A 12835-nucleotide genomic window follows, 5' to 3' on the forward strand; every position below is an offset into this window, starting at 1 on the left:
ATGAACGATATGGCAAAGAATCTAGTACTCTGGTTGATAATCGCAGTGGTTTTGCTGGCGGTGTTTAAGAATTTTGATATGACCACGGCCCCTGACGAGATGAGTTATTCCCGTTTTGTGCAGCAAGTGGAGCAAGATCAAATTAGAACCGTCACCTACGCCGGCCTTAATATCTATGGCGAACGCAAGGACGGTTCCTTGTTTCAGACCGTTCGGCCGGCATCGAATGATGACACGGCGATGATTGACATTATGATCGACAATAATGTGGAGGTGAAATCTCGACAGCCGGATCAGCCCAGCATCTGGACTCAATTGTTTGTCGCATCCTTTCCGATCTTGATTATTCTTGGCGTCTTTATGTTTTTCATGCGTCAGATGCAAGGCGGAGGCGGAGGCGGTAAAGGCCCGATGAGCTTTGGCAAGAGCAAGGCGCGTTTGCTCGGCGACGACCAAATTAAGACCACCTTTAAGGATGTGGCCGGTGTCGAAGAAGCTAAGGAAGATGTCCAAGAGCTGGTCGAATTTCTGCGCGATCCAGGTAAGTATCAGCGCCTCGGCGGCAAGATTCCGCGTGGCGTGTTGATGGTGGGCCCCCCCGGTACGGGTAAAACCCTGCTTGCCAAGGCGATTGCCGGTGAAGCTAAGGTGCCGTTCTTCTCCATCTCCGGTTCCGACTTTGTCGAGATGTTTGTCGGTGTCGGTGCCTCGCGCGTGCGGGATATGTTTGAACAGGCCAAGAAGCAGGCACCGTGCATTATTTTTATCGATGAGATCGATGCCGTGGGCCGTTCACGCGGAGTCGGCATTGGCGGCGGTAATGATGAGCGCGAGCAGACCCTGAACCAGTTACTGGTGGAGATGGATGGTTTTGAAGTCAACGATGGCATCATCGTGATCGCTGCGACGAACCGCCCTGACGTGCTCGATCCCGCCTTACTGCGTCCGGGTCGCTTTGACCGTCAGGTTGTGGTCGGCTTGCCGGACATTCTCGGTCGCGAGCAGATATTAAAAGTGCATATGCGTAAGGTGCCGATTGCCGATGACGTCGACGCGAGCATCGTGGCACGTGGTACGCCCGGTTTCTCCGGTGCTGACCTCGCCAACCTGGTCAATGAGGCTGCCCTGTTTTCTGCCCGTCTAAACAAGCGGATGGTGAATATGGAGGAATTTGATCGGGCCAAAGACAAGATTATGATGGGCGCAGAACGCAAAGCGATGGTCATGTCGGAAAAAGAGAAGACCAATACCGCCTATCATGAAGCCGGTCACGCTATCGTTGGAAATCTTTTTCCGGAACACGACCCGGTTTACAAAGTCAGTATCATTCCCCGCGGTCGCGCCTTGGGTGTAACCATGTTTTTGCCCGAAGAAGATCGTTATTCGATCAGTAAACGTGCCCTCGAAGGTCAGATCTGTGGTCTTTACGGTGGCCGAATCGCTGAAGAAATGACCCTTGGCAAGGAAGGCGTCACCACCGGTGCGTCAAATGACATCGAGCGAGCCACATCGTTGGCGCGCAATATGGTGACCAAGTGGGGTCTGAGCGAGCTTGGTGCACAGCAGTTTGAAGACGAACAACAGACTTACTTGGGCAGTCAATCATCGGTTGCCGGTATGTCACCCGTGACGGCCCAAAAGGTTGATGAGCAGATAAAGGATATCTTAGCGCGCTGTTACAAAGAGGCCACTGAGATTCTGGAAGGCAATCGAGACAAGCTGGAAGCGATGAAAGATGCTTTGATGGAATATGAAACCATTGATGCGGCACAAATCGAAGACATCATGTCGGGTCAAAAGCCAAGACAGCCTAAGGGTTGGGACGATCGGCATCGACAGATGCCACCGATTCGATCGGATGAGCCAGAAGAGCAGGACGATAAGAAAGAACCAGACCCCGAACGATCCGACGACTGAGTCGATCCAAGGGAGTCAATATTAAAGTCGGTGCCTTGCGCCGACTTTTTTTATATAGTGCTAGGCAAACGCTATTGCGAAACGCATTCAACACTAGGAAGGCTGTTGGACACTCACTATCACTTTAACGGCAAAAGCCTGTCCCGGACCTCGGCCCATGTGATGGGTGTGTTGAATGTCACCCCGGATTCATTCTCCGATGGTGGGCGTTTTGTCGGGTTGGACCAGGCCCTCTATCAGGCTGAGGCTATGATTGAGGCCGGTGCGGCGATAATTGATGTCGGCGGTGAGAGTACTCGGCCCGGCGCTCTGGCGGTATCGGAGGCCGAGGAGCTGGCGCGCGTGGTGCCGGTGATCGAAGCCCTGTCGGCCCGTTTCGACACCCTGGTGTCGGTCGATACCAGCACCCCGCTGGTGATGTTGGCGGCTGCCAGTCACGGTGCTGGGCTGATCAATGATGTCCGCGCCCTGCAGCGACCGGGTGCTTTGGCGGCAGCTGCTCAGACCGGCTTGGCAATTTGTTTGATGCATATGCAGGGTCAACCCGATAAAATGCAGAGCCAGCCTCGCTACGCCGATGTCGTGGCCGAGGTTGGCGCATTTTTTCAGCATCGGCTGTCAGCCTGCGCGGAGGCGGGCATTGCTCGGGATCGTATGTTATTGGATCCTGGTTTTGGTTTTGGCAAGACGCTGGAGCATAATCTTCAACTGCTTAATCGACTCGATCATTTGGCGATTGATCAATTGCCCCTGTTGGTCGGTACCTCGCGTAAAAGTATGATTGGTGCGGTACTCAATAAGCCGGTCGATGAGCGCCTTTACGGCAGCTTGGCGACGGTCGCGGCAGCGGTGCTGAAGGGTGCCTGGATCGTTCGCGTCCATGATGTGGCGCCAACGGTCGATGTCGTTCGAATGTTAAATGCGGTTCGCTTGGAGCGGTCCGACTAGCCATAATTGGAGATAATGACGTGAGCAACGGAAAAAAATATTTCGGTACCGATGGGATTCGGGGCGAGGTGGGGCAGGGCGTCATTACCCCAGAGTTCTTTCTGAAGCTTGGCTGGGCCGCGGGTCGGGTTTTTTCGCGCGCGGGCAAGGGTAAGATTGTAATCGGCAAGGACACCCGTATTTCGGGTTATATGTTTGAATCGGCACTCGAGTCGGGCCTGGCTGCGGCCGGGTGCGACAGTCTGCTGGTCGGCCCCATGCCGACCCCGGGGGTTGCCTACCTGACCCGCGCGTTCCACGCCGATGCTGGCATCGTGATCTCCGCGTCACACAATCCGTTTTATGATAACGGCATCAAGTTCTTTGCCGCCGATGGCACCAAGTTGCCCGATGACATTGAATTCGCCATCGAGGCGGAGTTGGACGCTGTGCTGCAGACGGTGCCGAGTTCCGAGCTGGGTAAAGCCCGACGGATTGAGGATGCCAGTGGTCGATATATTGAATTTTGCAAGTCGACTTCTGGATATCTAAATCTAGACGGCATGCATATCGTGCTTGATTGCGCTCATGGCGCGACCTATGACGTGGCACCTAAGGTGTTTCGCGAGCTCGGTGCCACCGTTCATGTCATTGGCGCGGCGCCTGATGGCCTGAATATCAACGATCAAATCGGTTCGACCCACCCAGCCGCACTGCAAAAAGCGGTTCTGGAGCAAAACGCTCAGTTGGGCATCGCCTTCGATGGAGATGGCGATCGTTTATTGATGGTGGATCAAGAAGGTCAGGCCGTCGATGGCGATGAATTGCTCTTTATCCTTGCTAAGCATCTGCAAGGCAAGGGCGTGATTCGGCAGGGCATTGTTGGTACTCTGATGACTAACCTTGGCCTCGAAGTAGCGCTGAGGAAGCTCGATCTTGAGTTGATTCGCGCTAATGTGGGCGACCGCTACGTTATGGAACAGTTGAACACTCGGGCTTGGCCGCTCGGTGGCGAGAATTCCGGTCATATCGTCTGTAAGCATGTGACCACGACCGGCGATGGCATTGTGGCCGCGTTACAGGTGCTATGCGCACTGCGCGACAGTGATCAGACTCTGGCGCAAGCCAAATCGGGTATGCGTAAATATCCTCAGGTCATGATCAATGTCAAACTGCCCCAGAGAGTGGATGTGCTAGCCTTACCGGCAGTGCAAAGCGCGATGGCGCAGGCCGAGCAGGTATTGGCCGAAACCGGTCGTGTATTGCTGCGGCCTTCCGGTACCGAGCCGGTAGTTCGGGTTATGGTCGAGGGCGAGGACATTACGACCGTGAAGGCGGTTTGCAAGACGCTGGCCTCGGCTGTGTCGGCCGCTGTTGCCAATCTCTAAGCTAATTAGTTGATTTAATAGCTTATTTTTTTTAATTCGGGTGTATTTCCCTGCTCTGACTCTTGCGAGGCCAGAGCAAACTAAGTACACTCTGCGCCCGCTCGATGGAGGCAGGTATTATGCGACGTTTATTAGTAGCAGCAAACTGGAAGATGAATGGCGACATGAGCTCTAATGCAGCTCTGTTGGCAGCGTTTAAAGCAGGCTTTAATGGCTCTGCAGATACGGCTATTTTTCCACCGGCTGTTTATATACCGCAGTTGGCTGACAGCTTGAAAGGTTCGGCTATCGCATATGGCGTGCAGAATATTCACTTCGAAGAGAAGGGTGCCTTTACCGGCGAGACTAACCTGGCCATGGCGCAAGACTTTGGTTGCCAGTATATTCTTGTCGGGCATTCTGAGCGGCGCGAACTGTTCGGCGAAACTAATGCCATCGTTGCGAAAAAAGTTGTTGCGGTTTTAGCCGCCGGCTTGATTCCAATGTTGTGTATCGGTGAAACACTGGAGCAGCGTGAAGCCGGTGTTACCGAGCAGATTTGCAAAGAGCAAATCGATGCCGTACTCACTCAGGTCGGAATTAAGGCATTTGAAAAAGTTGTGATCGCCTACGAACCTGTTTGGGCCATTGGAACCGGTAAAACCGCTTCCCCGGAACAGGCGCAGGACGTACACTCCTTTATTCGCCAGCTGTTGGCCGCTGAAGATGCAGCTGTTGCCGCCAAAACACGTATTCTGTACGGTGGCAGCGTTAAGGCTTCCAGCGCCCAGGCGTTGTTTGGTCAGCCCGATATAGACGGCGGACTGGTAGGCGGCGCGTCATTGATGGCCGAAGAATTCGTAGCGATTTGCAACGCTGCTCAAGGGTAAGTTCAGATGATTTATGAAAATTTAATTTTATTGGTTCATGTTCTATTGGCAATTGGTGTGGTTGCCTTTGTTCTGATCCAGCGAGGCAAGGGCGCTGAAGCAGGCGCATCGTTTGGTGGCGGTGCGTCGCAAACGGTGTTTGGTTCATCGGGCAGCGGGAACTTTTTAACCCGCTCTACCGCAGTGCTGGTCGCTTGTTTCTTTATAACCAGTTTGAGTTTGGCGTTTATCGCTAAGCAGAAGGCAGCAAATATAGCGGGTATCGACATTCCGTCTTCTGTTGAGGCGTCACCAGTAGGTTCCGATGTACCGGTTTCGGTAATTGAATCACCTGCCAGTGCGCTACCAACCGAGTAAAGTTTAAGCCGACGTGGTGAAATTGGTAGACACGCCACCTTGAGGGGGTGGTGGGCTTCGGCCCATGCTAGTTCGAGTCTAGTCGTCGGCACCAATCCTAGAACCTGTTTGATGCAGGCTCTATTGTGAAGGCAGAGGTTCCTTGCAACATAAGGGCCCTGTCCGTATAATTTGCGCGGTCGAAAGGCCGGTAATTATAACGTTTTAATGCGGGGTGGAGCAGTCTGGTAGCTCGTCGGGCTCATAACCCGAAGGTCGTCGGTTCAAATCCGGCCCCCGCTACCAATTGGGTTTTGGCGTAAAACCCGAAACCAGGCGAACAAATCGGCATTGCCGATCAAGGTCGTCGCCGAGCGCGGACCGTTTCAAATCCGGCCCCCGCTACCAATTGGGTTTTGGCGTAAAACCCGAAACCAGGCGAACAAATCGGCATTGCCGATCAAGGTCGTCGCCGAGCGCGGACCGTTTCAAATCCGGCCCCCGCTACCAATTGGGTTTTGGCGTAAAACCCGAAACCAGGCGAACAAATCGGCATTGCCGATCAAGGTCGTCGCCGAGCGCGGACCGTTTCAAATCCGGCCCCCGCTACCAATTGGGTTTTGGCGTAAAACCCGAAACCAGGCGAACAAATCGGCATTGCCGATCAAGGTCGTCGCCGAGCGCGGACCGTTTCAAATCCGGCCCCCGCTACCAATTGGGTTTTGGCGTAAAACCCGAAACCAGGCGAACAAATCGGCATTGCCGATCAAGGTCGTCGCCGAGCGCGGACCGTTTCAAATCCGGCCCCCGCTACCAATTGGGTTTTGGCGTAAAACCCGAAACCAGGCGAACAAATCGGCATTGCCGATCAAGGTCGTCGCCGAGCGCGGACCGTTTCAAATCCGGCCCCCGCTACCAATTGGGTTTTGGCGTAAAACCCGAAACCAGGCGAACAAATCGGCATTGCCGATCAAGGTCGTCGCCGAGCGCGGACCGTTTCAAATTTGGTTGCGCAGGCAATTGAGATGCAAGGAACGGTTTGCTTTGGTAAGCCGTTGTATGATCAAAGTCTGGGTGGGTTTATCCCGCGCAGCATTGGTTAAAGTGCCTGCTGTGAAGCATGCGCTGAAATACCTGGGGGTGTTTCGAAAAAAGGATGTATTTAAGGCCCCTCATGTAGGGGTTTTTTGGTTTTTGAGCGTTGCTTTTTTTGGTGCGCTTGGTGTGGATGGGCCTCTGGCGACACAAGGTACCCTGTTGTGTTGCTGCAGTTGGCCTTTTTTTGTCATTCTGAATTTTTCTAGAATGATGTTACAAGGTAAGAATAGGCGTTATTCGTGGCAAAAAACGATGAAATACAGGCTTTGATTGAGCCTGTGATAGTAGGAATGGGCTTTACCCTGTGGGGTATTGAATATCTGCGTAATGGTAAGTTTTCAACGCTGAGGATCTTTATCGATCACGAAGATGGTATTCATGTTGATCATTGTGCGGAAGTAAGTCGGCAGGTTGGCGCCGTAATGGACGTCGAAGATCCCATTACTGGAAACTACAGTCTTGAGGTCTCTTCTCCTGGTATGGACCGCTCGCTGTTCACTATTGAACAGTACGCCGCTTATACTGGTGAATGGGCTGAAATTAAATTGCGCCATGCCTTTGAAGGCCGTAAAAACTTTAAAGGCGTGCTCGGCGGTATTGAAGATGAAAATGTAATTGTGGCGGTCGATGGTGTCGAGTTTTTACTGCCCATCGAAAGTGTCGAGAAAGGTCGGGTCATTCCGAACTTTAAGTAATTTTTAGTTAATAATGATTTTAAATTCAACGAGCGGTTACGCTCAAGCGAAAGGAAGGGGCTGAAACGATGAGTAAAGAAATTCTCCTAGTCGTAGATGCAGTTGCAAATGAGAAGGGCGTTTCCCGCGAAGTAATTTTCGACGCGATGGAATTGGCTTTAGCAACCGCCGCGAAAAAGCGATTGAATGACGAAGGAGAGCCCGATATTTACGTCGTTATAGACCGTAAGACCGGTGAATATGAAACCTTCCGTCGTTGGTTAGTAATGGACAATAGCGGAGTCCCTACCCTCGGTTCTGAGTGGACAACCCAGGAAGCGCATGAGGTTGACCTAACCTTACAGCCGGGTGATGTTTATCAAGAAAAAATCGAAGGCGAAAAATTCGGCCGCATCAGCGCCCAAGCAGCCAAGCAGATAATAGTGCAAAAAGTTCGCGATGCCGAGCGCGCTCGAATCGTTGATGCCTACCGTGATCGGATTGGTGAGATGGTGTCCGGGACGGTCAAGAAGGTTTCGCGTGAAGGTCTTATCCTCGACTTGGGCAATAATGCTGAAGCCGTGTTGCCTAGAGAGCAGATGATTGGTCGAGAAAATTTCCGCATGTCGGATCGCGTTCGAGCCGTCCTGCACAGCATCAAGCCTGAAGGTCGCGGCCCCCAGCTTGAGTTGAGTCGATCAAGCAACCATATGCTAATTGAATTGTTCCGTATAGAAGTGCCGGAGATTCAAGAAGAGCTGTTAGATATCCGCGCTTGTGCTCGTGACCCAGGTCTACGGGCAAAAATTGCGGTTAAGACTAATGATAAGCGCATTGACCCGATCGGTGCTTGTGTCGGCATGCGCGGCTCACGTGTTCAGGCCGTCTCGAATGAGCTGGGCAATGAACGAGTCGATATTATTCTCTGGGACGACAACCCTGCGCAGTTGGTTATTAATGCCATGGCGCCTGCAGAAGTCGCCTCCATAGTAATGGACGAAGAAACCAATTCCATGCAGGTTGCCGTCGCGGCAGAGAACTTAGCGATGGCCATCGGTCGGAGCGGACAGAATGTTCGTTTGGCCAGTGAACTGACGGGCTGGACAATTAATGTCATGACCGAAGATGAGGCAGGTGCCAGGCAAGAACAGGAAGTAGGACAGCTCGTTAGTCATTTTGTCAGCAAGATGGATATAGATGAAGAAATCGCCATTGCGCTTGTCGAAGAAGGTTTCACCACGCTGGAAGAGGTGGCGTATGTGCCCCTTAGCGAGATGCTGGAAATCGACGGTTTTGACGAAGACTTGGTTAATGAGTTGCGCCAGCGGGCTAAAGATATACTGCTCACGCAGGAATTGGCCTCTGAAGAAGAACTCGAATCTGCGCAGCCCCATGCAGATTTGTTGGCCCTTGAAGGCATGAATGAACACTTAGCGCTTGTATTAGCAAGTAAAGGCATTGTTTCCATGGAAGATGTCGCAGAGTTAAGCATTGATGAGTTTATGGAAGCTACGGGTCTGGAAGAAGAACAATCCGGCAAACTCATTATGGCTGCTCGCGCACCATGGTTTGAAAACGAATAGGCGGTAAGGAGAGCTCTATGTCAGAAGTTACGGTAAAACAGTTAGCCGAGTCCGTCGGCACGCCAGTGGAAAAACTGCTCACTCAGATGGGTGCGGCCGGTTTACCACATAAGAACGAATCAGATTCGGTGAATGACGACCAGAAGCATAAGTTGTTGTCGCATTTGAAGAGCAGTCATGGTGAGAGCAGTGATGCCCCAACCAAGATTACCCTCAAGCGGAAAATCACCACGACCTTAAAGTCCGGCGGTGGCTCTAAATCTAAAACCGTTAGCATCGAAGTTCGCAAGAAACGAACCTATGTGAAACGCGATGAAGTAGAAGGCGCAGAATTAGACAGTGCAGGTGTCCCGGTTGTTAAGGTTGAAGACGATCGTGCCACTCAGCGTGCCAAAGAAGATGCGACGCTTGACGCGGCGCGTTTGAAGGCGTCTTTAGAAAAGAAAGCCAAAGAAAATCAAGGCGTTCAGAATTCTGAAGCCGACAGTACTGAGCCGTCTAAAGGCGCCGCAGCGCTCAGTCAGCCAAACGTTAGCGTAGCTCCAGCAGGCGATGTTGCCGGCGCTGAAGCGAAGATGGGTAAAGAAGACCGCACCTCCGATAAGAAGAAACATTCTAAGGATCGCGAGCCGGTTCGACGCACGGAAGATGGTAATGCAGCAGCTGCTGACAGTGGCCGCAAAGCCGGTCACAAGAAGGTTGGCAAGAAAGCTGAAGTGCAACGTGCATCAACGCACCGTTCGGGCAACAAGCATCAACAGATGCTGACAGCGCTCGACGAGGATAGCTTCAGCGCCCGTCGCCGCAAGGCCAAGAAAGCGAAGAAGAATCTTGAGCACCAGTTTGAAAAACCGACGGCGCCAGTTATTCGTGTCGTGGAAATTGGTGAAAGCATCACCGTTGGCGAATTGGCCCAACAGATGGCCGTTAAGTCGGCCGATGTGGTCAAGATGTTGTTTAAGATGGGTGTGATGGCGACGGTGAATCAGCCGCTTGATCAGGATACGGCCATCTTAATCGCCGAAGAAATGGGTCACAAATACCTTATTGTTAACGATAACCTGCTCGAAGATACCATGATGGAAGTTACCTACAGTGGCGAGGTCGGTCCTCGTGCACCGGTCGTCACGGTAATGGGTCACGTCGACCATGGTAAAACCAGCTTGCTCGACTTTATCCGTAAGTCTCGAGTTACGGCTGGCGAGTCAGGCGGTATTACTCAGCATATTGGTGCTTACCATGTGGAATCTGCCCGCGGCATGATTACCTTCTTGGATACACCAGGACACGCGGCCTTTACCGCCATGCGTGCCCGTGGCGCCAAGGCGACCGATGTTATTATCTTGGTGGTCGCCGCCGATGATGGGGTTATGCCTCAGACGATCGAAGCGGTAACACATGCGCGTGCAGCCGGCGTGCCGATCGTGGTCGCGATCAACAAGATGGATAAAGAAAGCGCTGATCCGGAACGCGTGATCAACGAGCTCTCGCAGCACGGTGTTATTCAGGAATCGTGGGGCGGTGATACGCAATTTATCCAAGTGTCGGCCCATTCGGGTCTAGGCATCGACGAATTGCTAGAAGCCGTGTCACTTCAAGCTGAATTGCTGGAATTGCGAGCTCACCACACCGGTCCTGGTAAAGGCGTGGTTATCGAATCCAGCCTGGACAAAGGACGTGGCGCGGTTGCTACCGTCCTGGTGCAGTCGGGTTTATTGAAGCGCGGTGATGTTATCTTGGCCGGTTCCTTTTACGGTCGGGTACGTGCCCTGCTTGACGAGACCGGTAAGCCGGCTGATCAAGCAGGACCGTCGATTCCAGTTGAAGTGCTGGGCCTGAACGGTACGCCCAATGCCGGTGATGAGTTTGTTGTTGCCGAGAACGAACGGGCTGCACGCGATGTTGCTAACCTGCGCTACTCGCGCACCAAAGGCGCGATACATTCCTTGCAGCAGGCTGCAAAGCTGGATGCATTGTTTGCCAACATGGACGGTTCCGAGCGCAAAGTGCTCAACGTCGTCCTGAAGGCGGATGTCCGCGGTTCGTTGGAAGCCATAACCGGTTCATTGCTCAAGCTGGGTAACGACGAGGTTAAGGTTAATATAGTGTCCAGTGGTGTTGGCGCTATCTCCGAGTCCGATTCCAATCTGGCTATCAGCGCTCATGCGGTAGTGTTCGGCTTCAACGTTCGTGCGACCGGCAATGCCCGAGAAGTTATCGAACGCGGTGGTTTGGATTTACGATACTACAACGTTATCTACGACCTGATCGATGATGTCCGAGCGGCATTGAACGGCATGTTGTCACCTGAATTGCGTGAAGAGTTCGTCGGCCTAGCGGTTGTGCGTGACATCTTTAATTCACCCAAATACGGTCAGATAGCCGGTTGTATGGTTATCGATGGCTCTGTGCATCGTAGCAAGAAGATCCGTGTGTTGCGTGAAGAGGTCGTGATCTATGAAGGCGAGCTCGAGTCGTTGCGGCGCTTTAAAGACGATGTCCAGGAAGTTCGTCAGGGTATGGAATGTGGTATCGGTGTGAAGAACTACACCGACGTCCAGGTCGATGACAAGATTGAAGTGTTTGATATCCGTGAAGTCGCCCGTACCATCGACGACTAATTGCAGTAATAAATAGAAACCGGCCAGGCCTCGCGGCTGGCCGGTTTTTTTCGTTTTAGAGAGGTGTGATATGGCCAGTAATATGAGCCGCATTCGGAAAATTGGGGATCAGATTCAACGCGATCTGTCTAAGATAATCCAACAAGAAGTGAAGGACCCTCGGGTCGGTATGGTCACGGTCAATGACGTCAAGGTGTCAACCGACCTGTCCTATGCCGAGATCTACTTTACCTGCATGGCCTTTGGCCCGCAGGCGGACGAAGAAGCCCAAGCGAAGACCCGCATCGAGCAGCAGAAGGTACTCAATAATGCGGCGGGATTTATGCGCACGCGTTTGGCTCACGGGCTCAGTCTGCGGGTAATACCGATGCTCCGGTTCCATTACGACGCGGTTATTGACTCCGGGTCCAAGGTATCGGCGCTGATCGACCGTGCCGTATCAGAAGACACGTTGCGCTCCCAGGCGTCCGAAGAGGAAGAATAAAGATGGCTCGACGCCGCAAAGGGCGCCCACTCAACGGTGTGCTCCTAGTCGACAAGCCGCACGGCTTTTCCTCCAATGCACTGTTGCAAAAGGTACGTTGGCTATACCAGGCGCAGAAGGCCGGTCATACCGGTGCGCTTGATCCCTTGGCTACTGGCCTGCTGCCGATCTGTTTCGGCGAGGCAACCAAGTTCACCCAATTTCTACTCGATGCCGATAAGCGTTATTTGACCACGGGTCTACTCGGTATCGCCACCGACACGCTCGACGCCGAAGGGCAGATCATTGCCACCGCTGCGGTTCCGGAGCTGAGTGCCGCCGACATTGAGGCCGTCCTGAGAGATCGTTTTGTCGGCCCGATCGAACAGATTCCACCGATGTATTCGGCCCTAAAACGCGATGGTAAGAAGCTCTATGAGTTGGCGCGTGCGGGCATCGAAATTGAACTGACGGCGCGTCCGGTGAGCATCTTCGAGAACCGCCTGAACGCTTGGGCCAGTCCTGACCTTAGCCTAGAAGTAAAGTGCTCCAAGGGTACTTATATTCGTACCTTGGTGGCCGATATTGGCGTTGCATTGGGCACGGTTGCGCACGTTACTGCGTTGCGCCGCACGGAGCACGGCCAGTTTAATATCGCCCAAGCGATCAGTTTGGACGCCCTGATCGAGCTGCAAGAGCGCGGTGCTATCGATGAGATGGATCAGCTATTGATCTCGATCGACCAGCTACTGATCGATCTGCCGGTGATCCAATTGACGGCGGATCGGGCCAAGTATTTCTCCAATGGCAATGACGTGCAGACCGATCATGCGCCGGGTCAGGCCCGGGTCTATGGCCCGGATCAGGATTTCTTGGGTGTCGGGCAAGTCTCTGACGTGGGCCGGCTGCAGCCTGAACGGCTAATTGCTCGGGCAGATGTTTAAGAGGTTGGTTCGTGT

The 12835-nt window shown here is 53.0% G+C and carries 11 protein-coding genes and 2 tRNA genes; all 13 read left to right on the top strand.

The features are described from left to right. The 13 genes from ftsH to truB all read left to right on the top strand — a co-directional run bounded on the left by ftsH (nt 1) and on the right by truB (nt 12820). Nucleotides 1–1917, top strand: coding sequence for an ATP-dependent zinc metalloprotease FtsH (gene ftsH, locus REIFOR_RS02370; protein ID WP_100256037.1), 1917 nt, complete (start codon nt 1–3; stop codon nt 1915–1917). A gap of 162 nt (nt 1918–2079) precedes the next feature. Then, complete coding sequence (folP, locus tag REIFOR_RS02375; RefSeq protein WP_100258672.1) at nt 2080–2865, top strand: dihydropteroate synthase; 786 nt, start codon at nt 2080–2082, stop codon at nt 2863–2865. A gap of 20 nt (nt 2866–2885) precedes the next feature. Further along, nucleotides 2886–4232: a phosphoglucosamine mutase gene (gene glmM / locus REIFOR_RS02380; protein ID WP_100256038.1), complete on the top strand. Its 1347-nt coding sequence runs from the start codon at nt 2886–2888 to the stop codon at nt 4230–4232. A 119-nt stretch (nt 4233–4351) separates the two neighbouring features. Next, nucleotides 4352–5101: a triose-phosphate isomerase gene (gene tpiA / locus REIFOR_RS02385; RefSeq protein WP_100258673.1), complete on the top strand. Its 750-nt coding sequence runs from the start codon at nt 4352–4354 to the stop codon at nt 5099–5101. Nucleotides 5102–5107: 6 nt separating this feature from the next. Continuing rightward, nucleotides 5108–5458, top strand: coding sequence for a preprotein translocase subunit SecG (gene secG / locus REIFOR_RS02390; protein ID WP_100256039.1), 351 nt, complete (start codon nt 5108–5110; stop codon nt 5456–5458). A gap of 7 nt (nt 5459–5465) precedes the next feature. After that, nucleotides 5466–5552: transfer RNA gene (locus REIFOR_RS02395), tRNA-Leu, on the top strand. A gap of 114 nt (nt 5553–5666) precedes the next feature. Then, nucleotides 5667–5743, top strand: a tRNA-Met gene (locus tag REIFOR_RS02400). Between the two features lie 45 nt (nt 5744–5788). Further along, entirely contained in the window at nt 5789–6805 is a 1017-nt protein-coding gene (locus tag REIFOR_RS02405) for a hypothetical protein (RefSeq protein WP_100256040.1), read from the top strand. Beyond that, nucleotides 6775–7230: a ribosome maturation factor RimP gene (rimP, locus tag REIFOR_RS02410; protein ID WP_100256041.1), complete on the top strand. Its 456-nt coding sequence runs from the start codon at nt 6775–6777 to the stop codon at nt 7228–7230. The genes REIFOR_RS02405 and rimP overlap by 31 nt, the downstream gene beginning before the upstream one ends. Nucleotides 7231–7298: 68 nt before the next feature. Further along, the gene (gene nusA, locus REIFOR_RS02415; protein WP_100256042.1) at nt 7299–8792 is read left to right on the top strand and encodes a transcription termination factor NusA; all 1494 of its coding nucleotides are present in this window, start codon (nt 7299–7301) and stop codon (nt 8790–8792) included. Nucleotides 8793–8809: 17 nt separating this feature from the next. Further along, nucleotides 8810–11413 (top strand): translation initiation factor IF-2, encoded by a 2604-nt coding sequence (gene infB, locus REIFOR_RS02420; RefSeq protein ID WP_100256043.1) that lies wholly within the window; start codon nt 8810–8812, stop codon nt 11411–11413. 70 nt (nt 11414–11483) lie between these two features. Beyond that, the gene (gene rbfA, locus REIFOR_RS02425) at nt 11484–11897 is read left to right on the top strand and encodes a 30S ribosome-binding factor RbfA (RefSeq protein WP_100256044.1); all 414 of its coding nucleotides are present in this window, start codon (nt 11484–11486) and stop codon (nt 11895–11897) included. A gap of 2 nt (nt 11898–11899) precedes the next feature. After that, nucleotides 11900–12820 carry a tRNA pseudouridine(55) synthase TruB gene (truB, locus tag REIFOR_RS02430; protein WP_100256045.1) on the top strand — a complete coding sequence of 307 codons (921 nt, stop codon included), beginning with the start codon at nt 11900–11902 and terminating at the stop codon, nt 12818–12820. Nucleotides 12821–12835: the final 15 nt, after the last annotated feature.

Origin of the sequence: Reinekea forsetii, from assembly GCF_002795845.1 — a bacterium.
In the GTDB taxonomy this organism is placed as follows: Bacteria; Pseudomonadota; Gammaproteobacteria; order Pseudomonadales; family Natronospirillaceae; genus Reinekea; species Reinekea forsetii.

What these genes read in the sequence shown, in the direction of transcription:
- rbfA (WP_100256044.1), top strand. Translation starts at nt 11,484, where the DNA reads ATGGCCAGTAATATGAGCCGCATTCGGAAAATTGGGGATCAGATTCAA.
- ftsH (WP_100256037.1), top strand. Translation starts at nt 1, where the DNA reads ATGAACGATATGGCAAAGAATCTAGTACTCTGGTTGATAATCGCAGTG.
- infB (WP_100256043.1), top strand. Translation starts at nt 8,810, where the DNA reads ATGTCAGAAGTTACGGTAAAACAGTTAGCCGAGTCCGTCGGCACGCCA.
- secG (WP_100256039.1), top strand. Translation starts at nt 5,108, where the DNA reads ATGATTTATGAAAATTTAATTTTATTGGTTCATGTTCTATTGGCAATT.
- nusA (WP_100256042.1), top strand. Translation starts at nt 7,299, where the DNA reads ATGAGTAAAGAAATTCTCCTAGTCGTAGATGCAGTTGCAAATGAGAAG.
- truB (WP_100256045.1), top strand. Translation starts at nt 11,900, where the DNA reads ATGGCTCGACGCCGCAAAGGGCGCCCACTCAACGGTGTGCTCCTAGTC.
- tpiA (WP_100258673.1), top strand. Translation starts at nt 4,352, where the DNA reads ATGCGACGTTTATTAGTAGCAGCAAACTGGAAGATGAATGGCGACATG.
- folP (WP_100258672.1), top strand. Translation starts at nt 2,080, where the DNA reads ATGGGTGTGTTGAATGTCACCCCGGATTCATTCTCCGATGGTGGGCGT.